Raw genomic sequence first — 24,451 nt, 5'->3', positions numbered from 1 at the left:
CGGCAGCGCCTCGGACACCGCCTGCCGCGTCCGCGCCCCGGGCCGTCGGCTCCTCCCGGCCGGCCCGACCCGGCGCGGGGTCGACCTCGCGATGTTACAAAGGGCCATGTGGCCACACGTTTCGGACGATTCCGGAAGGCCCCGGTTCGGTCACTCAGGGAGAAGCGTCCTCGAAGCCTCGCCGGGCAGGTCTTCGCCCTGCAGGCGGCTGTGGTGGTGCTGCTCGTGGCGGCGGCGGTGCTGGCCCTCCTGCTTCAGGCCCAGCACGACACCAACGCGGAGGCGAGAAACCGTTCGGTCGCCGTCGCGGAGACGTTCGCGCACGCGCCCGGCGTGGTGGCGGCACTGGAGTCGCCCGATCCCTCCAAAGCCCTCCAGCCGCTCACCGAGGAGGCGCGGAAGGCGGCCGACGTCGACTTCATCGTCGTGACGGACACGGAGGGGATCCGCTACACGCATCCCCGGCCGAACCAGATCGGAAAGGGGCTGGTCGGTTCCATCGGGCCGGCACTGGCCGGGAAGGTGCATACCGAAACCGTCAATGGCCCGCTCGGCCGGGAGGTACAGGCGACCGTCCCCGTCTACGATCGCGCGCACAAGATCGCGGGTCTGGTGTCCGCCGGCATGGAGGTCGAGAAGGTGACCGGCGTGATGTCCCGGCAGATCCCGATCATCCTGGGAGCGGGAGCGGCCGCGCTCGCCATGGCGACGGCCGGCACGGCGTTGGTGGCCGGGCGGCTCCGGCGGCAGACCCACCGCCTGGGCCCGGTCGAGATCACCCGCATGTACGAGCATCACGACGCGGTCCTGCACGCCGTGCGCGAAGGGGTGCTCATCGTCGGCGACGACGGCCGGCTGATCCTCGCGAACGACGAGGCCAGGCGGCTGCTGGAGCTGCCGCAGGACGCCGAGGGGCGGCGGGTGACGGACCTGCCCGGCCTCGACCCCGACATGGTGGAGCTGCTCACCTCGGGACGCGTGGCCACGGACGAGGTGCACCGCGCGGGGGACCGGCTGCTCGCGGTGAACCAACGGCCGACAGATCGCCACGGCGGTCCCGGGGGGACCGTGGCGACCCTGCGTGACTCCACAGAACTGCGGGCGCTGTCCGGACGGGCGAACAAGGCCCGCGAGCGGCTGAGTCTGCTGCACGACGCCGGGCTGGGCATCGGTACGACCCTCGACGTGGTGAGCACGGCCGAGGAGCTGGCGAGGGTCGCCGTCCCCCGGCTGGCCGACTTCGTCACCGTCGATCTGGCCGACCCGGTCCTGCGTGGGGACGAGCCGACCAGCACGGACACGGATGTGCGCCGCACCGCCGTCGAGGGAATCCGGGACGATCCTCCCCTCCATGAACGCGGCACCCTCCTCGTCCTCCTCCCCTCCACCCCGCAGGCGCGTGCCTTCGCCAGCGGCCGACCGGAGCTGGTACCCGACCTGTCCTCCGCACAGGGCTGGCTCGCGCAGGAACCGGAGCGGACACGCAGGGTCGTGGAGTACGGCATCCATTCGCTCATCGTCGTGCCCCTCCGGGCGCGCGGTGTCATCCTCGGCATGGCCACCTTCTGGCGCTCGGAGAAGCCCCAGCCGTTCGAGGCCGACGACCTGTCGCTGGCCGAGGAGCTGGTCGCCCGCGCGGCGGTCAGTATCGACAACGCACGCCGCTACACGCGGGAGCACGCCCTGGCGGTGACTCTGCAGCGCAGTCTGCTCCCGCGGGCACTGCCCGAACAGAGCGCCCTCGAAGTCGCCCATCGTTATCTGCCGGCGTACTCCGGAGTGAGCGGCGACTGGTTCGACGTGATCCCGCTCCCGGGCAGCCGGGTGGCCCTGGTCGTCGGGGATGTCGTCGGCCACGGCCTGCACGCCGCCGCCACGATGGGACGGCTGCGCACGGCCGTGCACAACTTCTCCACACTCGACCTGCCGCCCGACGAGATCCTCACCCACCTCGACGACCTCGTGGGACGCATCGACCAGGAGGAGGGAGAGGCGTCCGCCGGAGCGGGGATCACGGGAGCCACCTGCGTCTACGCGATCTACGATCCCGTCTCCCGTCACTGCGCCATGGCACGGGCCGGACACCCGCTGCCCGCGCTGGTCCGGCCCGACGGCACCGTGTCGTTCCCCGATCTTCCCGCCGGACCGCCTCTCGGTCTGGGCGGCATGCCGTTCGAGACCGAGGAACTGGAGCTGGCGGAGGGTACGCAGCTCGTCCTCTACACCGACGGACTCATCGAGGACCGCAGCCGGGACATCGACGTGGGGATCGAGCTGCTGCGTCAGGCCCTGGCATCCCATCCCGACCGGCCGCCGGAGGAGAGCTGCCAGGCGGTGCTCGACGAACTCCTGCCCAGCCGGCCGAAGGACGACGTGGCGCTGCTCATCGCCCGCACCCGGGCGATCCCGGCCGACCGCGTCGCCGACTGGGACGTACCGTTCGATCCCGCCTCCGTGTCGAGGATGCGTGCCGCCGTGGCCCGGAAGCTCGACGACTGGGGCCTGTCCGAGGTCGCGTTCGCCGTGGAACTGGTGCTGAGCGAGCTGATGACCAACGCCATCCGCTACGGCTCCGCACCGCTCACGGTGCGGCTGCTGCACGACCGCGTCCTGACGTGCGAGGTCGCCGACGGCAGCAGCACCTCGCCCCACCTGCTCTACGCCGCCGCACTGGACGAAGGGGGTCGCGGCCTGTTCCTCGTCTCGCGGACGAGCGAACGGTGGGGCACCCGCTACACCCCCCAGGGCAAAGTCATCTGGGCCGAGCTGTCGCTGCCCCGTCCGGGCGGGAGCATGAACGGCACGGCGTTCTCGTACCTCCTCGACGCGGAGCCCTGACGCGGCCGGAGCCGCAGGGCCGCCGCACAGAGGGACACAAATCGTTGGCCGCCCGGACTGTCGCTCTGCTTGGCTCGCCCCCATGAGTGATCTCCACATCCGCTGCGCCGACCACACCGACATCGATCCCATACTGGAGTTCTGGCGCGAAGCCGCAGAAGGGACAAGCATCAGCGACGACCGCGCCGGGGTGGCGCGCCTCATCGCGCGAGACCCCGAAGCCCTGCTCCTCGCAGAGCGCGACGGCCTTCTCGCGGGCACCGTCATAGCCGGATTCGACGGTTGGCGGTGCTCCGCCTACCGACTGGCCGTACGCCCGGACTGCCGTCGTCAAGGTGTCGCCACGGCCTTGATGGAGGCGGCCGAAGCACGCTTCACCGCCCTGGGCGGACGACGGGTGGACGCCATGGTCCTGGAAGCCAACGAGCGGGCGCATCACACCTGGGCCGCCGGTGGCTACCACCGCGAGGACCACTGGCGGCGCTGGGTGAAGCCGCTCACGGACTGAGGCGATCTCCCGAACGGGCACTCGACTTTGCCGATCCTTTACGATGGGTGGTCTCCTGACCGATCCTTCCGAAAGGTGTGAGCGTCCGCCCATGGGCGAGCCTCCCAGTAGCCGACATCGCCGACATCGAGCGATCCTCCCCTCCCTGCCCGATCATGGGACGGAGGTGAACCGATGACCGAAGTGCTTCTGCTGCTCGTGGCGGTCCTGCTCTCGCTCGCCTGCGGCGCCTTCGTCGCGGCCGAGTTCTCCCTGACGACCGTCGAGCGCGGTCAGCTCGAACGGGCCGCGGAACGGGGTGAGCGCGGCGCGGTCGGCGCCCTCAAGGCCGTACGCAGCCTCACCTTCCAGCTCTCCGGCGCGCAGCTCGGCATCACCGTCACCAATCTGGTGGTCGGTATGCTCTCCGAACCCTCCATCGCGAAGCTGATCCGCGGCCCGGTGGAGGCCGTCGGCTTCTCCCCCGGCGTGGCGTCGTCGCTGGCCCTCGTCCTGGGGACCGCGCTGTCCACCGTGTTCCTGATGGTCGTCGGTGAGCTCGTCCCGAAGAACTGGGCGATCTCCTCCCCGCTCGCCATGGCGAAGGCGGTGGCGACCCCGCAGCGGGCCTTCACCGCCGCCTTCCGGCCGTTCATCAGCCACCTGAACAACACCGCGAACCGGATCGTGCGCCGCTTCGGCCTGGAGCCGGCCGAGGAGCTGGCCTCCGCGCGCAGCCCGCAGGAGCTGGTGGCGCTGGCCCGGCACTCGGCCAAGGAGGGCGCGCTGGAGGCGGACACCGCGGAGCTGTTCGTCCGTACGCTCAATCTGGCGGAACTCACGGCGGAGAACGTCATGACCCCGCGCGTCCAGGTCACCGCCCTGGAGGTACAGGCGACCGCGGAGGACGTCGCCAACGCCACCCGGGCGACCGGACTGTCCCGCTTCCCCGTCTACCGCGGCAGCCTCGACACCGTCGTCGGCGTGGCCCACATCAAGGACGTGCTGGCCATCCCGGCCGACCGGCGGTCCCGTACGGGCGTCTCGGAGATGCTGCGTGAGCCCCTGCTCGTACCGGAGACCCTCACCGTGGACCGGCTCCTGGACCAGCTGTCCGGCAAGCCCGCCATGGCCGTCGTCATCGACGAGTACGGCGGGACGGCCGGCGTCGTGACCCTGGAGGACATCGTCGAGGAGGTCGTCGGCGAAGTGCGCGACGAGCACGACCCGCACGAGACGCCGGACCTCGCACCGGCGGGTGAGGACGCCGACGGACGGACCCTGTGGTCGGCCGACGGCGCCGCCCGCCTCGACCAGCTGAAGAGGATCGGACTGCGGGTGCCGGACGGACCGTACGAGACGCTCGCCGGACTGGTCGCCACCGAGGTGGGCCGCATCCCCGCCGTCGGCGATTCGATCGAGCTGGCCGGCTGGCGGGTCGATGTGGTGGACGCCTCCGGTCGCCGTGCCGCACGAGCCCTGCTGCACGCGCCGCTGCCCGGGGACGACGAGCGGACGGAGGACGCACGATGACCGCCGTCCAGCTCTTCATCGGACTGATGACCCTGGTCGTCAATGCCTTCTTCGTGGGCGCCGAGTTCGCGCTGATCTCCGTACGCCGCAGCCAGATAGAGCTGGAGGCCGAGAACGGGAACCGGCGGGCGCGCAGCGTCCTCTGGGGCCTCCAGCACGTATCGGCGCTGCTCGCGGCGGCACAGCTGGGCATCACGCTCTGCACGCTGGTCCTCGGCATCGTCGCCGAACCGGCCATCGCGCATCTGCTGGAGCCCGTGTTCGACGCGGTGGGCATGCCGCACGGACTGATCCATCCGATCTCGTTCGTGATCGCGCTGTCCCTGGCCACGTATCTGCACATGCTGCTCGGCGAGATGGTGCCGAAGAACATCGCCCTGGCCGCGCCCGTACGGACCGCGCTGCTGCTCGGGCCACCGCTGGTGGCTCTCGCCAGGGCGCTGCGCCCGGTGATCTTCACCATCAACGCCTTCGCCAACACGCTGCTGAAGCTCCTCCGGGTCGAGACGAAGGACGAGGTGTCCGCCACGTTCTCCGACGACGAACTGGCCCGCCTGGTGACGGACGCCGGGGACGCGGGGCTGGTCGACGACCGCGCGGCCGAGCGGCTCCACCACGCCCTTGAGCTGGGCCGCCGCCCGGTGCGGGATGTGGTGCTGCCGGTGGAGAAGGTGACGTACGCGAAGATCGGGACCACGCCGGAACAGCTGGAACAGCTCTCGTACGAGACAGGTTTCTCACGTTTCCCGGTGATGGACAGTGAGGAGCGGATCCTGGGCTACCTCCATGTGAAGGACGCCTTGGACGCCACACCGCGCGATGTGCCCTTCCCCGTGACGGCCATGCGTCCGATCGCCCGGGTGCGGGCCGCCACACCGCTCGACGACGCACTGACGGCTCTGCGGCGAAGCCGCACCCATCTGGCGGCCGTTCTGGACGAGGACGATCGACTGGCCGGAATGGTCACGATGGAGGACGTACTGCGCGAGTTGGTGGGACGGTCCCAGGCCCGCTGATCACTCGGGCGCCGGTCGACGCGTTCGCGCGGGGCCTTGAGGGGCGGTGCGGGGGTGGTGTGCGGGTCCGGTCGCACACCACCCCGGGTGGTGGCGGGTCCGGTCGCACACCACCCCCGCGCCCTCAGTCGGCCATCCGGCTCGATTACGCTGACAGTCCATGGCAATCAGCACCGCAATATGGTCCTTCGCCCTGGTCGTAGGGTTGCTCACCCTCACTCCCGGTCTCGACACGGCTCTCATTCTTCGTACCTCGGCGCTGGGCCGTCGCAGACGTGCCGCCGGTGTCGTGCTCGGCATTCAGAGCGGCACCCTCGTGTGGGGCGCGCTCACCTCGGTCGGTGTCACCGCACTGCTCACCGCGTCGCACGTGGCGTACGAAGCGCTGCGCTACGCCGGAGCCGCGTATCTGCTCTGGATGGGCGGACGCATGATCCTCGACACCCTGCGCAACCGCGCCGCCGAAGAGGCGGAGGCGCCGGGGGCCGCTGCCGACGACCTCGTGGCTCGTGGAACCGACAGCCTCGCCGCCGGGTGGCGGCAGGGCACCCTGACCAATCTGCTCAATCCGAAGATGGGCGTGTTCTACGTGGCCGTCCTGCCGCAGTTCATTCCGGCAGGGGCCCCGCACTTCGCCACAGGTCTCCTGCTGACCGGGGTGCACATCGTGCTGGGCCTGCTCTGGTCGGCACTGCTGGTGGCCTTCGCGCAGGTCCTGCGGGGCTGGTTGCAGCGCCCGCAGGCCCGCCGGCTGCTCGACCGGATCACCGGGACCGTCATCACCGGATTCGGCGTGCGGCTGGCCCTGAGCGACTGAGCGCGCCTCCGTCCGGCTCCCTGAGCTCGCGGACCCGCCCGGGGCCGCCCGGGACCGTGCAGTGCTGTCGGAAAGCGGTCGGTCCCGTTGGCGATACCATCACATCGCCATGGAAATGAATGCCTCGTACACCAGTTTTGTCGCGGTCGGCGACTCGTTCACCGAGGGCATGTCGGACCTGCTGCCCGACGGCTCGTACCGCGGCTGGGCCGACGTTCTCGCCGGACGGCTCGCCGCCCGTACGCCGGGCTTCCGCTACGCGAATCTCGCCGTACGCGGCAAGCTCATCGGCCAGATCGTCGACGAGCAGGTCGGCGCCGCCGCGGCCATGCGCGCCGATGTCGTCACGCTCGTCGGCGGTCTCAACGACACACTGAGGCCCACGTGCGACATGGGAATGGTCCGCGGACGGCTCGAAGAGGCCGTGGAACGTCTCGCGCCCTCGTGCGGGACGCTGGTTCTCATGCGCAGCCCCGGCCGCAACGGCCCGGTCATGGAACGCTTCCGTCCGCGGATGGAAGAGCTGTTCTCGCTCATCGACGAGTTGGCAGCCCGCCATGGAGCATCGGTCGTCGATCTGTACGGGGCACCGGCCCTCGGTGATCCCCGCCTGTGGGATGTGGACCGGCTGCATCTGACGGCCGACGGGCACCACAGGGTGGCCGAGGCGGTGTGGCAGTCGCTCGGGCTGCCGCCGGAGAGCGACTGGCAAACGCCGCTCCCGGCCGCCGTACCCCCGAAGTGGGCGATACGACGCATCGACGACCTCCGCTTCGCCCGTCGGCACCTGCTGCCGTGGATCGGCCGCCGCCTGACCGGTCGCTCGTCCGGGGACGGGCGGACAGGCGCCCAGTACAGCGCCGAACTGGACAGGGCGTTCTGGGTGACCCCCGAGGACGGCAGCACGCCCGGCCCGGTGGCGACGTGGCGCCCGGTGGATGTGACCGGCCTCTCCTAGCAAGCCACCGCCGGACCGCGACACCGGCCTGCACACATCGCCGACGGAATCCAGGCACTGTCCGCCACGTCCGCCACGTCCGCCACGTCCGCCGCATTCGCCGCGTGAGCCACACGAACGGACAGAACCAGGCCAAAGGGCCTCGGGCCTTCAGTAGATCAACTACTGATCATCTCTCACGGAGTCCCACCGCCGGCCGGCTCAGCCCCGCGCAAAGCGCCCTGCGTCCAGCAGACGGGGCAGGTCGCGGCAGCCCAGGATCTCACCCGCGCCGCAGCGCGCGCCGGAGTCGAAGCCATAGCCCACGACGGGCTTCCCGCCGTGGGCTACGTCGCTCTCGATCGCCGCAATCGAGCAGGCCGACCCGCGCGACGCCGACCGAGCCACGCATTGGACTGAAACTCCAGAGATGGATATATTTTCTGTACAAGGGTGGATGAAAAATCAAGGAGTGAGTGGTTGTGACAGCACCACGGAACGCGGGCGGGCGATGACCGCGGAAGGCATGGGCCGTGCGAGCGGCCGGAATGACACGCAGCATCGGGACGGGCAGCTTCTCGGGTCGGCGGCGTCCACCGCACCGGAGGACGAGCACCTCCTGGCCGAGGCCGAGAAGATCGCCCAGGCGCTGGGCCGCATGTTCCCCGGCATCTGCGAGGTCGTGCTGCACGACCTGCGCGATCCGGACCACGCCATCCGCTTCATCGAGAACAACCTGTCGGGACGCCAGGTGGGAGAGTCCGCCACCGAACTGGGCCTGGCCCGCATCAGGGATGCGCACTACCCCAGCGTCATCCAGAACTACGCCAACCAGTTCCCCGACGGACGCCCCGCGAAGAGCACCTCGATCGGGATCAAGAACGCCGCCGGACAGTACATCGCCGCCCTGTGCCTGAACCTGGACATCTCGACGCTCTCGCCCATCACGCTGACGCTGTCGAACCTGGTCGCGACCGATCCCGAGAACCGCGACGTCCAGCTTGAGTCACTGCGCGACCGAAGCCGCCGGGAACTGCGCGAAGTCATCGAGACAGCCGCTGCCGAGCGCTCCACGACTCCGCGGGCCCTGCCCCGGGAGGCGAAGAGGGACCTGGTGCGTCGCGTGTACGAGGACGGTTACTTCGACACCCGCAATGCCGCCCAGACCATCGCCGACCTCCTCGGCATCTCCCGAGCCAGCGTGTACGCCTACACGAAGTGAGACCATGACCACCAGCGAGATCACCACGGGGGAAGGCCGTCCCCGCACGGACGGGACCGCCATGAAGACGTTGGCCGACCCCGACACCCCCTTCGCCGTCGTCGACGTGCACAAAGCCTTGCGCAACATCGAACGACTGGCGACGCGGGCCGACCGGCTCGGGGTCACCCTGCGGCCACATGTGAAGACGGCCAAGAGCCTCGACATCGCTGCCCTGATGCACAGCGGCGCCCCGTGCCCTGTCACCGTCTCCACCCTCGCCGAGGCCGAGGCGTTCGCCGACGGCGGCTACACCGACATCACGTACGCCGTCGGTATCGACCCGCACAAGCTGCCGCGCGTCATCGCCCTCCAGCGCCGCGGCGTCACCCTGCGCGTGCTGCTCGACAGCCGCGAACAGGCCGTCCGCGTTGCCGAAGCCGCCCGCGAAGCCGGCCTCGCCGTCCCCGCACAGATCGAGATCGACTGTGACGGCCACCGGGGCGGCCTCAAGGCCGACGCCCCCGGACTCGTCGACATCGCCCGCATCCTGCACGAGGCCGGATGCCTCGACGGTGTCCTGACCCACGCGGGCGAGTCCTACTTCGCCCACACCCCCGAGGGCCGGCGGCTGGCAGCCGAGAACGAACGCGACACCGCGGTCGCGGCGGCGCAGCGGCTGCGCACCTCCGGGCTGCCCGTCGGCACGGTCAGCGTCGGCTCCACGCCGACCGCACACGCGGCCGAGGACCTCACCGGCGTCACCGAGCTGCGCGCCGGCAACTACGTCTTCTTCGACCTGGTCATGGCCGGTCTGGGCGTCTGCCGCGTGGAGGACCTCGCGCTGTCGGTGGTCGTGACCGTCATCGGCCACCGTCCCGAGCACGGCTGGATCGTGACCGACGGCGGCTGGATGGCCATGTCCCGGGACCGCGGGACCGCCGTCCAGGCCCAGGACCAGGGCTACGGCCTCGTCCTCGACCTGGCCGGGAACCCGATCCCGAACCTGGTCATGAGCGCGGCGAGCCAGGAGCACGGCACCCTCACCGCCCGCGACGGTGCCCACCTGCCCGACCTGCCCGTCGGCACCCGTCTGCGCATCCTGCCCAATCACGCGTGCGCGACCGCGGCCCAGCACCGCGGCTACCACGTCGTCGACAGCACCCAGCACACGGAATCAGCGCCCGTCATCCAGGCCGACTGGGAACGCATCACCGGCTGGTGACCGGCGGCGGGACCGCCCTCACCCCCGACCCACGCGAGGAAACCCATGACTGCCACCTTGCCCGTGACCTTCGACGACGTACGCGAGGCCGCCGCACGTCTCAACGGCATCGCCCACCGCACCCCTGTGCTGACCTCCCGCACGCTCAACGCCCTTGTCGGCGCGGAGGTGCTCATCAAGTGCGAGAACTTCCAGCGGGTGGGCGCCTTCAAGTTCCGCGGCGCCTACAACGCCGCCGCACAGCTGTCCCCCGCGCAGCTGGCCAAAGGCATCGCCGCCTACTCCTCGGGCAATCACGCCCAGGCCACCGCACTGGCCGCCCGGGAGCTGGGCACCAGCGCCGTCATCCTGATGCCCGAGGACGCTCCCGAGTCGAAGAGGGAGGCCACCGCCGGATACGGCGCGGAAATCGTCACCTACGACCGCTACACCCAGGACCGCACCGCGCTCGGCGAGGCACTCGCCGCCGAGCGCGGCCTCGCGCTCATCCCTCCCTACGACCACCCGCACGTCATCGCCGGCCAGGGCACCGCTGCCCTCGAACTCTTCGAGGAGACCGGGGAACTGGACATGCTCATCGCACCCGTCGGAGGCGGGGGCCTCATGGCCGGCAGCGCCATCACCGCCAAGACCCTGTATCCCGGCATCGCCGTCGTCGGTGTCGAACCCGACAACGGCGACGACACCAAGCGCTCCCTGGAAGCCGGTGAACGCATCACCATCCCCGTGCCGCGGACCCTCGCCGACGGGCAGGCTCTGTCCACCCCCGGCGAGATCACCTTCGCCGTCAACCAGCAGCTCGTGGACGGCATCGCTCTCGTCAGTGACGACGAGATCCGCGACGCCATGCGCTTCGCCTTCGACCGGCTCAAGATCGTCCTCGAACCCAGCGGCGCGACCGCCCTCGCCGCCCTCCTCGCCGGACACATCGACCACCGCCCCCGGCGGATCGGCATCATCGCCTCCGGAGGCAACATCAACACCCAGCGATTCACCGACATCATCAACAGCTGACACCCAAGGGCATCACTCAACCCCGACGCGGCACCCACCGGCACCTCGCCCGGCCTCCGGCCGCGTCGGCGGGCTTCGTTCGAACTCGGCTGCGAGGCTTTCAAGGTTCATCCGGCTTACGACGGCGTTGCCGCTCGCAGGATCGGCTTCCCGAACGACGGAGCCGAAGCGGCGGTGCGCACCGGTGACATCGGCGCAGACGTCCGCCCTCCCGCGCGCTTCCCTTCACGCGGTTCCTTCACGCAGAGGACATCCGTCCACGGGCGCCCCGCCCAGCACGGCGAATGACCCGTATACGTTCCGGCCAAGAGCTGGCAGATTTCAAGAACAACCCTCAGATCGACGCGATATGCTGATGCAGATTGTGCAAGCGGTTTGCAAAATGAGGAGGGTCATGGCAACGCGGGCGACCGACGCCGGGACGAACCAGAGCGTCGAACGAGCGGTCTCGGTGCTGCGCGCACTCGATGCCGGCCGTCCCGAACTACGCGTCTCCGACGTCGCCGAACTCACCGGGCTGGGCTCCTCCACCACCTCCCGCCTCCTCTCCACCCTCGAACGGCTCGACATGGTCGAACGCGACCCGGTCAGCAACCTCTACCGCCTCAGCCTCGGCATCCTCCCGCTGGCCGCCACCGCCACCAATCGCCACCCCGTCCACCGCGCCGCCCGCATGGTCCTCCAGGACCTCGCCACCCGCACCGGACTCGGAGCCAATGTCGCCATCCGCCGCGGCACCGAGCTGATGTTCCTGTGCAATTTCGAGGGAACCCGCGCCCCCAAGTCCTACACGCAGGCCGGACACACCGCCCCGCTGCACGCCACCAGCATCGGCAAATGCCTCCTCACCGGCCTCACGCCCAAAGAGCGCCGCAAGCTGCTTCCCGAACCGCTCGCGGCGCACACCGACTACACGACCACCAGTCACGACCTCCTCGACACCGAGATCGACACCGTCCGCCGCACCGGCTACGCCATCGAAGCCGAAGAACGCGCCCTGGGCCGTGCTTCGCTCGCCGCGCCCGTCCGCGACGCCTCGGGTGACGTCGTCGCCGCCATCTCTCTGTGGGGCCCCACCTCCCTTCTCGGCAACCACACCGAGGCCGAAGGGCAGCGCCTCGCCCTCACCCGTGAGGTCATCGAAGCCGCCGACGCCATCAGCCAAGCACTCGGCGCCCTCTGAATCACGCGACGAAGGGGCCCGGCCAAGGTCGAATGACCTTGGCCGGGCCCCTTCGTCGCGTCGCTACGCGCCGTACGCCTTGAACGCGAGCACGTGGGCGTGCCGCGCCCCGTGCGTCGCGTCCACCACGAGCCGCAGCGCGTCGGTGCGCACGGGCCCGCCGTCCGCATCGTTCAGCTCGTGCACGCGGTGGCGGCGGCGGTTGCCCGTCACCGTCAGCAGCGTGCGCCAGGTGCCGTCGGGCTCGCGGCTCTGGATGCGGTAGTCGCGGACCAGTTCCGGCATGACCTCGAACGGGGTGCGGTGGCGGTGCAGGTTGTTGAGGTACTCGTCGACGTCGTCGTCGAACACCACGCGTGTTTCGGCGAGTTGCCGCTCCTCGTCCCAGTCGAGGCGCAGCCACTGCGTGGCCCGGTCCGGGTCGGGCAGCGGCTCGGACGACCACATCTGCGGACCCCCGTAGGCGCGCTGGAATCCGCCGACGGCCCGCTCGGGCAGGAACGCGGCGGTGTCCGGCGTCGCACGGAAGGCGAAGGTCCGGCGGCGCAGGCCGCGGGCCTGCCACTCCAGGACCAACTGGCCCTCCTCCTCCGGGATGTCATGGTCGACGGCCGCGTCTCCCTCGGCCCTGCTGCGCAGGGCGAGGACGCCGTCGGTGCGCTCGGGGACGAGGACCAGCGCCGCGCCCGGGCAGGCGCGCACGATCAGCACGACGTTCTCCGGAGTGTCCGGACGGTGGTCGAAGCGGGCCGTGACCCAGTGAGGGCCGCCGGCCGGCACGGTCACCGTGGTGGTGAGCATGTGGTCGACGGGGACCGCGTTCTCGGGGCGGCCGGTGCTCCACAGTTCCACGGTGAGTTCGCTCGGCCGCTCGCCCGGGGCGCCGTGGACGAGCAGGTCGACCGTGTCGAGTGCCGGGTCCACCGGCAGCAGCAGCCCGAGGTCGCGGGTGAGCGGGTACGGCTCGCCGGGCGCGCTCGGCGTGGGCTCGGCAGCCAGGCGGCTCAGATGCGAGGAGGCGCTGACACGGGCCGCAAGCGCCAGATTGTCGGGGTCGTCGTCGTAGAGGCCGATGACCGAGGCGTCCTGCCGCAACAGGGTGCGGCGCACCAGCTCAGGGCGCTTGGTGGCGAGTTCGCGCGGGCTGAGGCTCTCGGCGACGCACAGCGCGGCGGCCGTGCCCGCGGCCTCGCCGAGCGTGGCACAGGTGGCCATGACACGGGTGGCACCGAAGGCGATGTGGGTGGCGGAGATGTTGCGCCCGGCGAACAGAAGGTTCGTGACGTTCGCCGAGTACAGGGAGCGCAGCGGGATGTGGAAGACGCCGTCCGCGTAGCGCTGGCGGGCGCCGGGCTCGTCGGCGTACATGCCCTGCACCGGGTGGAGGTCGACGGACCAGCCGCCGAAAGCGACGCGGTCGTCGAACTGCCGCTGCTCAAGGATGTCCTGCTGGGTCAGCATGTGGTCGCCGAGGAAGCGGCGGTACTCGCGCTTGCCGGGGAGGCTGCCGACCCACTCCAGCGTCAGGTTCTCGGCGTCCGGGAACTCGCCGGAGTTCTTGATGTGGTCCCAGATGCCCATGATCACGGCCTGGAGTTCGTCGCGGATGCGCTCGTTGTCGTGGACGGTGTCGAGCTCGCCGCCCCACTCGATCCACCAGTAGTCGCAGCCGTTGTCGCCGGTGCGCAGCACGCGGTTGCGCAGGATGGGCGTGGTGGTGAGGTCGCGGGCGTGGGTGGGCGGCACGAACTTCACCGGCCGGCCGGTGTCCTTGGTGTGGAACAGGATCGTCGAGCCGAGCAGCGCCTCGTCCCCGTTCTCGGGCGCCCAGGGCTCGCCGAACTCCGAGCGCGCCTCGCGGCCGATGCGGTAGTGGGCGCCGGCGAGGTGGCCGAGCAGGCCGTCGCCGGTGCAGTCGAGGAACTGCCGTGCGTGGAAGGTGATACGCCGCTCGGAGCCCATCATCCAGCCGGTGCAGGAGTGCACCTCGCGTGCGTCGTCCGGGCCGCTCGCGTCGACCTCCCGTACGTCGGTGTTGAGGTACAGGTCGATGCCCGGTTCGGCCCGGACGGCGTCGAGGACCACCTGGTCCCAGTAGTACGGGTTCCCCTCGGGGTTGCGGTACTGGTTCTCGGTGTACAGCTCGCCCATGATGCCGGTCTCGCGGGCCCAGCGGTGTACGCCGTGGGCCGTGGCGCCGCAGACCCAGACGCGGACCTCGCTGCTGGCGTTGCCGCCCAGGACGGGCCGGTTGTTGACCAGGGCGACGCGTCGGCCGAGCCGGGCCGCGGCGATGGCCGCGCAGGTCCCCGCCAGGCCACCGCCGATGACGGCGATGTCGTAATGGACCTCTTCTTCCCGCACGGTGCGGCCTCCTTGGTGTGATGCTCGGATACTCCCCGCCGCAGCGGAGCGGCCTCGAACGTACATCACATCCATATTGTGCAACCACTGTTCAGTCAGTGGGATGTGTTGTAAGTTTCCAGCGCAGCCGACGACACCGCCGCCGTGGGCCAAAGCCAAGCTCATGGCACGTGCGGCGACTTCGCCGGTCTTGTACAGAACCGGCGATCCACCGACCAAAAGGGTTGACGCCGTCGCACGATATGGAGAACGATCCCGCATGCTGCAACTTGCGTTCAGCGGAGCATGCATGGCATTCACACAGGGCCTCGGTCGAAGCAGAGGACGGGGCGGCTCACCGCTCCCGCCCGGCCGCGTCACATCCGCCTGCCGGCGCACGGCCTCCCGTGCCACGCCCTGCATCACCGCTCCCGCCCCGTTTGAGAGGACACACCCATGAGTACGGCCGCACCTCCACAGAAGGCCGCTCCAGACCGTGAGCGGACCGGCGGACGGCTCTCCAACGGCGCGTTCGCACTGCTGCTCACCGCACCGGGGCTCGCCCTGTTCGCGACGATCATCATCTATCCGCTGCTGTCCGCGCTGGTCACCGGCTTCTTCAAGCAGGATCTGCGACTGCCGGGCCGGGAGTTCGTCGGCCTGGAGAACTTCACCTACTGGCTCGACGGCGACTTCCTCACGATCCTCAAGCAGACGCTGGTCTTCACCGTCGGTGCGACCCTCGTCCCCTTCGTGATCGGCTTCGCACTCGCGCTCGCGCTGAACTCGGGCCTGAGGGGCAGCGGCTTCCTGCGCGGCCTGTTCCTGTTTCCGTGGGTGATCCCGGGCGTCGTGGTCTCCTTCCTGTGGATGTGGATCTTCAACGCGAACTACGGCGTGCTGAACGGCGTCCTCATGAAGGCCGGGATCATCGAGGAGTCCATCTCCTGGCTCGGCCAGCCCGGCACCGCCATGCTCGCCGTCATCATCACCAAGACCTGGGCGAGCTTCCCCTGGATGATGGTGATGCTCCTTGCAGGTCTGCAGACCGTGCCCAAGGAGCTGCACGAGGCGGCCTCGATGGACGGGGCGGGCTCGATCCGGCGCTTCTTCGCCGTCACCTGGCCGCAGGTCAGCGGTGTCGCCTCGATCGTGCTGCTCCTGGAGTTCATCTGGAACTTCCAGCACTTCGACACCATCTACGTGCTCACCGGCGGCGGCCCGGCCGGCACCACCGAGACCTTCGCGACCGCCGTGTACCAGACCGCCTTCAAGGGCTTCGACATCGGCCGGGCGACCGCGCTGGGCGGTCTGTGGATGGTGCTCCTACTCATCCTGGTCGTCGTCTACCTCAGGATCACCGAGCGGAAGGGCGACGCCCGATGACCTCCACGACCTCCACCCCGCTTTCCGGCACCGACCGGCTGAGCCCGTCCGCCACGTCCGCCGGGCGCACCTCGCGGCGCCGGATACGCAAGGACCTGCTGCGCTCGCGGATCGCCGCCTGGACCGCGATCCTGGTGATCGGCGCCTTCGGTATGCTGCCGGTCTACTGGCTGCTGGTCACCGCCCTGAGCAGCCCCGAGCAGACCTTCCAGTTCCCGCCGAAGCTCATACCCACTGAGATCACCTTCAGTAACTTCACGGCTCTCGCCGAGAACGACCAGCTGATCAAGTACCTGGTCAACTCCCTCATCGTGGCCTCGATCACCGCCGTGCTGAGCGTGGTCGTCGCCACGTACATGGGCTACTCGTTCTCCAAGTTCCGCTACCGCGGACGGCGATCGCTGATGCACATGGTGCTGGCCTCCCAGATGTTCCCCCAGGCGCTCCTGCTGGTGACGCTGTACGCCGTGTTCTCCAGCTTCGGCCTGCTGAACACGTACACCGCCCTGGTCCTGTCCTTCACCACGTTCACGATGCCGCTGTGTGTCTGGATGCTGAAGGGCATCTTCGACACCATCCCGGACGCCCTGCTGGAGGCCGCGTCCATCGACGGCGCGTCCCGATGGCGGACGCTGCACTCCATCGTGGCGCCGCTGGCCGCGCCCGGAATGATCGCCGCCGGGCTGTTCGCCTTCGTCCGCGGCTGGAACGACTTCATCTTCGCGGTGACGCTGGCCGACAAGGAGAAGCAGACCCTGCCGCCCGGCCTCGTCTCCACCTACATCGGCGAGTTCCAGACCGCCTGGCCCGAGCTGATGGCCGCCTCGCTGGTGGTCTCCGCGCCGGTGGTCGTCGCCTTCATGTTCCTGCAGCGCTACCTCGTCGGCGGCATGACCGCCGGCTCGGTCAAGAGCTGAGCCCGCGGGATCCCCCGCACCCTCCCCCACGCACTTCCCCTTCCGCCCACTCCCCCATGGAGACACCATGACCACCTCTGGCATCAGCCGGCGCGGCGCGCTGCGCATGTTCGGCATCGGCGCGCTCGGTGTGGCCGGCGCCGGCGCGCTCGGCGCCTGCGCACCGTCCGGCGCCGGCACCTCCTCCAACGGCGGCGACACGAAGTCCAAGAACTTCGACTTCACCTCCTGGTCGCTCAACGAGGAGGCCGCCAAGCCCGCGATCGAGAAGATCATCGCCGCGTGGGAGAAGGCCGAGAACTCCAAGATCCGCGCGGTCTCGTACCCGTACAACGAGTACCTGAGCCAGCTCACCCTCAAGCTCGGCGGCGGGGAGACGACCGGCGCGGTGCACCTCGACATCGCCTGGCTCGCCGCTGTGGCGCAGATGGGCAAGCTCGCCGATCTCGGATCCGTGGCCCTGAAGGGCGGCTACACGGACGTGGCGCTGAACAGCGGCACGTACAACGGCAAGCAGTACGGCCTGCCGTGGAACACCGGCTCGATCGGCGTGATCGCCAACTCCAAGCTCCTGGAGAAGGCGGGCATCAAGAAGCACCCCACCACCATCGAGGAGTTCGAGGACGCGCTGCGGGAGCTGAAGGGGCTCGGCGGCGGGGTCGTGCCCTACGCCGCGGCCACCAAGGTCGCGCAGCTCAAGGACATCTTCCCGTGGATGCAGACCTTCGGCTGTACTCTCCTGGACGGGAACAAGGTGACCATCGGTGACGACGCCTCCGTCGACGCCGTCACCTGGTACAAGAAGCTGCACGACGCGAAGCTGATCGCCGCGGACGTGGACCGCTTCGACGCGCGCGCCCTGTTCGGGCAGGGCAAGGCCGCCTTCTACGACGACGCCATCATCGGCAAGGGCGTGACCTCGGCCCAGTCCAAGGACAAGACGCTGGCGGACGCGATGCAGCCGATGCAGCGTCCGGTGCTGCACTCCGGTGACACGCCGCAGGCGCTGCTGTGGGGCGGCGTGATCGCGATCGTCAAGGGCAAGGGGCAGGACGCGGCGACGGAGTTCGCGCTGCACGCCACCTCCGACCTCGACACCACCACCGAGTACTTCCTGTCCCGCGCCCTGCCGCCGTCCACCAGCGCGGGCCTGGAGGACCCGAAGGTCGCGAAGGACACCTTCACCACCGAGTGGACCGACAAGATCACCAAGACGGCGACCGGCAGCCCCTTCTGGCAGTTCGCGCAGAACGCCCAGATCGAGGAGGCCGTGGCCAAGCAGGTCCAGGCCGTCCTGGTCGGCAAGTCGAAGCCGAAGGACGCGATGAAGAAGGCCGGCGAGGACGTCACCGCACTCATCAATCGCTGAGTCGACGCGTCAACCGCTGAGTCGACGCGCGGCGGCCAAGGGGCCCGGTGAAGGCAGAACGGCCTTCACCGGGCCCCTTGGCATGCTGCACATCCATTCCCTAAGACGTATCTCATATGCGCATTGCGCAATCTCTATTCATCATCTGGGATCTGTTGTAAGTTTCCGGCGCAGCGGAGGGGTGGACCGACCTGCGGGGCCGCTCCCTTCGCCTCACCCTCACGCCCGCGAAGGAGTTCACCTTGCGACGTCTCACGGCACGCGCGTACGCCGCCTCGGCCGCGGCCCTGGCCGCCCTGCTCACGCTCGTCCCGGCCGCCCAGGCCGACAGCACGAACCTCACGGCAGCCGCGGCAACGGTGATCGAGAAGGTTCCGTACGCGATGGACTCGTCGAACCAGGCCGCCTGGTGGACGCCGGCCGCCACGTACAAGGGCCGCGGTCAGTACACGTACTTCGCCTTCAACGAGCCCGGCTCGACAGCCGCCACGCACCGCCCGGCCATCGCGCGGCGCGACCCCGACGGGGTCTGGAGCCTTCTGCCGCTGCTCGACAAGAGCGGACAGCAGGCCGAGTTCGCCGACGACAACGGTCACAACCAGCCGTCCGTCGCGCGCGACGGCAGCGGCCGCCTGCACGTGTTCACCTCCATGCACGTGAACGCCTGGCGCTACTTCCGCACCGAGGCCCCCGGCGGGGACGTCACGGACCACGCGTCCGAACTGCCCGACCAGGGCCAGGGCATCACCTACCCGGTCGTGACCACCGCGCCGAACGGCGACGTGTACCTGGCCGCCCGCGTCGGTGGCGGCTCCGACCAGCGTCCCGGCAAGCTGTACCGCTGGGACAACGCCGCCGCGCGCTGGAGCGTGGTCGCCACCTTCGCCGACGCCCTGAACCGCGCCGTGTACCCGGACGACCTGATGGTGGACGCCGCCGGGCGCGTGCACATCCTGTACGAGTGGTCCAAGGCCCCGTCGAGCGCGTTCCGGCACCAGCTCTCCTACCTGCGCTACGACCCGTCGACCGGCACCTTCGCGGACAGCGCGGGCGCGGCTGTCACCACCCCGGTGACACCCGCCACGTCCGACGTGATCCAGGACCTCACCACGGATGAGGTGTGGAGCAGCGACAACACCTACACGGGTCCGGCGGTGCAGAGCGCCAAGCTCACCCTCGACGGCTCCACCCCGAAGGCCGCCTACCGCTACCGCACGACCGCCAGCGGCGGCGACTTCCGCGTGTACTACGCGTATCCGAGCGGCGGCGGCTGGGCCCGCCAGACCGTGTACGCCGGCGGCCAGACCACCGCGGCGCTCGGCATGACCTGGGACGAGACGGACGCCAAGCGGGTCTACTACGTGACCAGCTCCGGCACCGACCGCGTCTTCGCCGCGACCGAGTCCGGCGGCACGTGGACCTCGCAGTCCGCCGCGCCGGGCGTGAGCGCGGACCGGCTCGCGGTACGGCGGGACTCGGACGGGAACGACGTGCTGTACCTGCCGGACACCGCGCACAACTCGCTCTACTACGCGCGCCGCTGAGCCCCCGCGCCGTCGACACTCCTGACGACGAGGCGACGGGGCGCATGTGGTGACGGGCCCCGGGCTGGGGTCTCAGGCCCTGGGCCTCGGACTCAGCCTCGGGGCTCGGGCCGTGTCCTGCTGACGAGGTGCAGGGCATCCGCTACAGCCCTTCACATACAGCGGTGCCCGCTGCGGACGCTGCACGCCGTCGTAGCCCGCCGCACCACGAAGCCCCGCCGGACATTCGGCGGGGCTTCGTGGTCTCACACGTCTCACGCGCCCTGCCAAGGTCCGGCACCGGCGAGGACGACGCTCACGGCAGCGGTCGTGAGACGTCGATCATGGCGATCCGCTTCCACTGGTTCCCGCGGCAGAACGGAGGGTGCTGCGATGGCGAGCGAGGGCCCGCAGCTGGGCGACGTGATCGACAAGCGCCGCGGCCGACACGTGCGGCTCGGCCTCCACATGCGGCTCGGGCGATGCCTGTGTCACGGCCGATGCCTGTGTCCCGACCGATGCCTGTGTCCCGGCGCACCCGAACGGCTCGGCGTGGAGACCCACGTACCGGCGGGCGCACTGACCGTATGGGGACGGCACCAGCTCCGAGGAGTGGAGCGGTTCGTCGTCGTGAGTCATGACGCCCTCGGCGCCCGCGCAGGCGAGGGCCACCCGGCACTCGACCGGGTGCTCGGTGTGACCGACGCGGGCACAGCGAGTGCATCGAGCACAGCCGCAAGCAGGTCAGCCGCGAGGAGGCCGCCCAGCACGGCGCTCAGGCTACGGTCCTGCGCGGTTCGGCTTCCTTGATCAGAAGGGCGTCGTCTCAGGGCCCCGGCGGTGCCGGAATCACCGGCCCGGGGCCGTTCCGTCCCGAGCGTGCCTCGCACGCCGTGCGCGCCGGTGGTGCAGGGGCCTCTGACCTGGACCTTATGGACTTTGTGGGTGCTCACGAACCGCTGAGGACGACAGGTAAACTCTGGACACGTGACTGCTGTGTCTGCGAAGCCTCGCATCCCCAATGTCCTGGCCGGCCGCTACGCCTCTGCGGAGCTGGCCGTCCTCTGGTCCCCCGAGCAGAAGGTGAAGCTGGAACGCCGGCTGTGGCTGGCGGTGCTGCGCGCTCAGAAGGACCTCGGGATCGAGGTGCCGGACGCCGCCCTCGCCGATTACGAACGTGTTGTCGACCAGGTCGACCTGGTCTCGATCGCCGAGCGCGAGAAGGTGACCCGTCACGACGTCAAGGCCCGGATCGAGGAGTTCAACGCCCTCGCCGGCCACGAGCAGGTCCACAAGGGCATGACGTCCCGCGACCTCACCGAGAACGTCGAGCAGCTTCAGATCCGGCTCTCCCTGGAACTGATGCGCGACCGCACGGTGGCGGTCCTGGCCCGGCTCGGGAAGCTGGCGGGCGAGTACGGCGAGCTGGTCATGGCCGGCCGCTCCCACAATGTCGCCGCGCAGGCGACCACGCTCGGCAAGCGCTTCGCCACCGCGGCGGACGAGCTGCTGGTCGCCTACGGACGGCTTGAGGACCTGCTGGACCGCTACCCCCTGCGAGGCATCAAGGGCCCCGTGGGTACGGCTCAGGACATGCTCGACCTGCTGGGCGGCGACGCCGGAAAGCTCGCCGAGCTCGAACAGCGCATCGCCACTCACCTCGGTTTCGCGCACGCCTTCACATCGGTCGGCCAGGTCTACCCGCGCTCCCTGGACTACGACGTGGTGACGGCACTGGTGCAGCTGGCTGCCGCACCGTCGTCGGTCGCGAAGACGATCCGGCTGATGGCCGGGCACGAGCTGGTGACCGAGGGCTTCAAGCCGGGGCAGGTCGGCTCGTCCGCGATGCCGCACAAGATGAACACCCGCTCCTGCGAGCGCGTCAACGGCCTGATGGTCATCCTGCGCGGCTACGCGTCGATGACCGGTGAGCTGGCGGGCGACCAGTGGAACGAGGGCGATGTGTCCTGCTCCGTGGTCCGCCGTGTCGCGCTCCCCGACGCGTTCTTCGCATTCGACGGTCTGCTGGAGACCTTCCTGACGGTGCTCGACGAATTCGGGGCGTTCCCCGCCGTCGTCGCCCGTGAACTGGACCGTTACCTGCCGTTCCTCGCCACGACCAAGGTCCTGATGGGTGCAGTGCGCGCGGGTGTCGGTCGTGAGGTCGCCCACGAGGCGATCAAGGAGAACGCCGTCGCTTCGGCCCTGGCCATGCGCGAGCAGGGCGCGGAGCGCAACGAACTGCTCGACAAGCTGGCCGCCGACGAGCGCATCCCCCTGGACCGCGCACAGCTGGACGCCCTGATGGCCGACAAGCTGTCCTTCACTGGAGCGGCGGGCGACCAGGTCGCCACGCTGATCTCCCGCATCGAGGAAATCAGCAAGCAGCACCCCGAGGCCGCCGGATACACGCCGGGCTCCATCCTCTGACGGCATCGCCGCACAGGATGACACCCGAAGAGCTCCAGGCCGCCCGTGACCGCACCGTGCCCGATGTGGTCACGGGCGGCCTGCGTGTGCTGTTCTGCGGCATCAATCCGAGCCTGATGACAGGGGCGACGGGACACCACTTCGCCCATCCCGGCAACCGCTTCTGGCCGGTGCTCCACCGGTCCGGCTTCACCCCTCGACGGCTGCAGCCGGCCGAACAGACCGAACTGCTGCGCTATGGCCTGGGCATCACCAACGTGGTCGCCCGGGCCACCGCACGGGCGGACGAACTGTCCGCCGACGAGTTCCGCGAGGGCGGCCAGATCCTGGCCGCCAAGGTCGAACAGCTGCGTCCCCAGTGGCTGGCGGTCGTGGGGGTCACCGCTTACCGAACGGCCTTCGGCAAACGATCCGCCCGCATCGGTCCCCAGGACCACACAGTGGGCGGCGCCCACGTCTGGGCCCTCCCCAACCCCAGTGGCCTGAACGCACACTGGACCGTGGAGACGATGGCGCAGGAGTACGAACGCCTCCGCGCCGCCGTCGAACACGACAGGGCCACAGTCGTTCGGTGACCGGCCCGGTGAGCAGGGTTCATCCGCACATCAGCCACCGTCCCACCGTGCCCACCGTGCCCACCGCAGCGGGCGGCCTCCGAGTCCGTTGCAGAGACCTGGCTCCTGGCCCGTCACAGCGGACGGTCGGTGTTGTCGCGGACATTCGGTGACAGGACCCGTCCACATGCCCCCGCACCAAGCTGCCCACCGGACCCGTCCGCAAAGCCCGCCCATCGGGCGCGCCCACCAGCCCCGGCCACCGGGCCCGCCCGATGGCCACTTTCGACGGCCGCTTCCGACGGGCGGACAACGGCGCCGGGGAGAGGGGCCGACGGCTGCCGCGCCCTGTCTCAGTGCACTACGGCCTGCTCGTATCACGACTGCCCGACAGCCTGTTCAGGTCACGGCGGATCAATCTCCGTCACCACGACGTTCAGTTCGCAGCCGGGGCCTTCCTCCTCCAGGTAGAGCCCCAGGGCAACCCATCGGTCCTCGATCCGCCAGAGCTGGAGATATTCACAACCCGCGACCGTCTCGGCCCACGCCTCCGGAATCTCCTCACCCGCCAGCATCCGCTCCTGCGCACTCCACAGACTGATCGTCTGCGGCTCACCCCAACGGCCGGTGAGCAGCGTCAGCAACGCGTCATGTTCCGCGAGGCACTGGGCCCGGTGCTCAAATCGCCCCACCTCGTCGTCGTCCCAGTGATCGGTATCCGCGTGCAGGGAGGTTGTGTGATAGCCGGGCCCGCTGACTCCCGAACCTGACCGGATGCGCTCCGTAGGAAAGACCCGGGTGCGCATCCCGTCGATGAGCCGGAGGTGATGTGCGGTGGTCATGACGCCAGTAAACCGCCCAGCACTGACAACCGCCCTGCGCCATGGGCTTTGAGGGGCTTTCAGGCGTCTCACTCCTTCCTCGAAGGAGTGGCCATGGGCTACGCGTCCCTGTGCCGGATCGCCCACCAGCCTGCCAGCAGCGCGGTCGCAGCCCAGGCCGCAGCCACCGCGAGACCGCCCCATGGTCCGAGACTTCCCTCGGGATTCTGGTGGAGCACCAACTGTCCCGCCCGGTCCGGGAGGTATTGCGCCGCCCCACCTGCGACATCTCCGACCACGAAGGAGACGATGAGGATGAACGGAATGAGGAGGCTGAGCACGGCCACGGCGCTGCGGAGCAGTACTGTGAGCCCGGCTGCGAACAGGGCCATCAGGGCCAGATATATCCCTCCGCCGAAAGCCGCACGCAGGGCACCGGGCTCCCCCAGGCCGATCGAGTACGTGCCCATGAACATCTGTCCCACCCAAAAGGTACTGAAGCTGGTGACGAGGCCGACGGCGAGAGCCAGTACACCGACAAGCACCATCTTGGCCGCGTAGAAGAGATTGCGGCGCGGCACGGCGGCGAGCGACACCCGCAGGGCACCGTTGAGGTACTCGGAGGAGATGGCGGTCGCCCCGAAGCTGATGGCCGCGATCTGGCCGAAGTTCAGTGCGTAGAAGGCATCGAAGACCGGCTCGGCCCCCGCGTTGTCCGCCTCGGCCTGGCCCACGGAGGCGAATGCCAGCACCGTGATGGCAAGGGTCACGAGGAGAACCGCCATCAACGAACCGGCCACGGCCCGTACCGATCTCATCTTGATCCACTCGGAACGCAGCACTGCGGTGGTCGACAT

At 69.6% G+C, this 24,451-nt stretch carries 19 protein-coding genes; 16 read left to right on the top strand and 3 right to left on the bottom strand.

The window, feature by feature from the left end:
* Positions 1-108 precede the first annotated feature (108 nt).
* From ACFVUT_RS21670 to ACFVUT_RS21625, 10 genes are all read left to right on the top strand, one after another.
* Entirely contained in the window at positions 109-2,838 is a 2,730-nt protein-coding gene (locus tag ACFVUT_RS21670; protein WP_389660487.1) for a SpoIIE family protein phosphatase, read from the top strand.
* Positions 2,839-2,920: 82 nt separating this feature from the next.
* Positions 2,921-3,346 (top strand): GNAT family N-acetyltransferase, encoded by a 426-nt coding sequence (locus tag ACFVUT_RS21665; RefSeq protein WP_389660489.1) that lies wholly within the window; start codon positions 2,921-2,923, stop codon positions 3,344-3,346.
* Positions 3,347-3,520: 174 nt separating this feature from the next.
* Positions 3,521-4,858, top strand: coding sequence for a hemolysin family protein (locus tag ACFVUT_RS21660; RefSeq protein ID WP_389660491.1), 1,338 nt, complete (start codon positions 3,521-3,523; stop codon positions 4,856-4,858).
* Positions 4,855-5,874, top strand: coding sequence for a hemolysin family protein (locus ACFVUT_RS21655; RefSeq protein WP_389660493.1), 1,020 nt, complete (start codon positions 4,855-4,857; stop codon positions 5,872-5,874). The genes ACFVUT_RS21660 and ACFVUT_RS21655 overlap by 4 nt, the downstream gene beginning before the upstream one ends.
* A gap of 160 nt (positions 5,875-6,034) precedes the next feature.
* Positions 6,035-6,691: a LysE family translocator gene (locus tag ACFVUT_RS21650; protein WP_389660495.1), complete on the top strand. Its 657-nt coding sequence runs from the start codon at positions 6,035-6,037 to the stop codon at positions 6,689-6,691.
* A gap of 109 nt (positions 6,692-6,800) precedes the next feature.
* A complete protein-coding gene (locus tag ACFVUT_RS21645) occupies positions 6,801-7,649 on the top strand; it encodes an SGNH/GDSL hydrolase family protein (RefSeq protein WP_389660497.1) in 849 nt (282 codons plus the stop codon).
* A gap of 451 nt (positions 7,650-8,100) precedes the next feature.
* Positions 8,101-8,850, top strand: a complete 750-nt coding sequence (locus ACFVUT_RS21640) for a transcriptional regulator (protein WP_389660499.1) — start codon at positions 8,101-8,103, stop codon at positions 8,848-8,850.
* A gap of 61 nt (positions 8,851-8,911) precedes the next feature.
* The gene (locus ACFVUT_RS21635) at positions 8,912-10,054 is read left to right on the top strand and encodes a DSD1 family PLP-dependent enzyme (protein WP_389660506.1); all 1,143 of its coding nucleotides are present in this window, start codon (positions 8,912-8,914) and stop codon (positions 10,052-10,054) included.
* 45 nt (positions 10,055-10,099) lie between these two features.
* The gene (locus ACFVUT_RS21630; RefSeq protein ID WP_389660501.1) at positions 10,100-11,068 is read left to right on the top strand and encodes a threo-3-hydroxy-L-aspartate ammonia-lyase; all 969 of its coding nucleotides are present in this window, start codon (positions 10,100-10,102) and stop codon (positions 11,066-11,068) included.
* Between the two features lie 394 nt (positions 11,069-11,462).
* Positions 11,463-12,251 carry an IclR family transcriptional regulator gene (locus ACFVUT_RS21625; RefSeq protein ID WP_389660502.1) on the top strand — a complete coding sequence of 263 codons (789 nt, stop codon included), beginning with the start codon at positions 11,463-11,465 and terminating at the stop codon, positions 12,249-12,251.
* A gap of 63 nt (positions 12,252-12,314) precedes the next feature.
* On the opposite strand, the gene ACFVUT_RS21620 is transcribed toward ACFVUT_RS21625, so the two are convergent.
* A complete protein-coding gene (locus ACFVUT_RS21620) occupies positions 12,315-14,615 on the bottom strand; it encodes an FAD-dependent oxidoreductase (protein ID WP_389658656.1) in 2,301 nt (766 codons plus the stop codon).
* Between the two features lie 435 nt (positions 14,616-15,050).
* On the opposite strand from ACFVUT_RS21620, the gene ACFVUT_RS21615 reads away from it, so the two are divergent.
* From ACFVUT_RS21615 to mug, 6 genes are all read left to right on the top strand, one after another.
* The gene (locus ACFVUT_RS21615; RefSeq protein ID WP_389658654.1) at positions 15,051-15,980 is read left to right on the top strand and encodes a carbohydrate ABC transporter permease; all 930 of its coding nucleotides are present in this window, start codon (positions 15,051-15,053) and stop codon (positions 15,978-15,980) included.
* Positions 15,977-16,897, top strand: a complete 921-nt coding sequence (locus ACFVUT_RS21610; protein WP_389658651.1) for a carbohydrate ABC transporter permease — start codon at positions 15,977-15,979, stop codon at positions 16,895-16,897. Before ACFVUT_RS21615 ends, ACFVUT_RS21610 begins: the two co-directional genes overlap by 4 nt.
* A gap of 67 nt (positions 16,898-16,964) precedes the next feature.
* Positions 16,965-18,266, top strand: a complete 1,302-nt coding sequence (locus tag ACFVUT_RS21605; protein WP_389658648.1) for an extracellular solute-binding protein — start codon at positions 16,965-16,967, stop codon at positions 18,264-18,266.
* Between the two features lie 242 nt (positions 18,267-18,508).
* Complete coding sequence (locus tag ACFVUT_RS21600) at positions 18,509-19,810, top strand: BNR-4 repeat-containing protein (RefSeq protein ID WP_389658645.1); 1,302 nt, start codon at positions 18,509-18,511, stop codon at positions 19,808-19,810.
* A gap of 966 nt (positions 19,811-20,776) precedes the next feature.
* Positions 20,777-22,219: an adenylosuccinate lyase gene (gene purB / locus ACFVUT_RS21595; RefSeq protein WP_389658642.1), complete on the top strand. Its 1,443-nt coding sequence runs from the start codon at positions 20,777-20,779 to the stop codon at positions 22,217-22,219.
* 17 nt (positions 22,220-22,236) lie between these two features.
* Positions 22,237-22,794 carry a G/U mismatch-specific DNA glycosylase gene (mug, locus tag ACFVUT_RS21590; protein WP_389658639.1) on the top strand — a complete coding sequence of 186 codons (558 nt, stop codon included), beginning with the start codon at positions 22,237-22,239 and terminating at the stop codon, positions 22,792-22,794.
* Between the two features lie 383 nt (positions 22,795-23,177).
* Here mug and ACFVUT_RS21585 read toward each other — a convergent pair whose 3' ends face one another.
* On the bottom strand, positions 23,178-23,615 hold the full coding sequence (locus tag ACFVUT_RS21585; RefSeq protein ID WP_389658636.1) for a hypothetical protein: 438 nt from the start codon (positions 23,613-23,615) through the stop codon (positions 23,178-23,180).
* A gap of 98 nt (positions 23,616-23,713) precedes the next feature.
* Positions 23,714-24,451, bottom strand: coding sequence for an ABC transporter permease (locus ACFVUT_RS21580; protein WP_389658633.1), 738 nt, complete (start codon positions 24,449-24,451; stop codon positions 23,714-23,716).

The sequence above is a fragment of the Streptomyces sp. NPDC058051 genome (assembly GCF_042885475.1).
In the GTDB taxonomy this organism is placed as follows: Bacteria; Actinomycetota; Actinomycetes; order Streptomycetales; family Streptomycetaceae; genus Streptomyces.
This window is presented reverse-complemented; position numbering and strand designations above follow the sequence as displayed.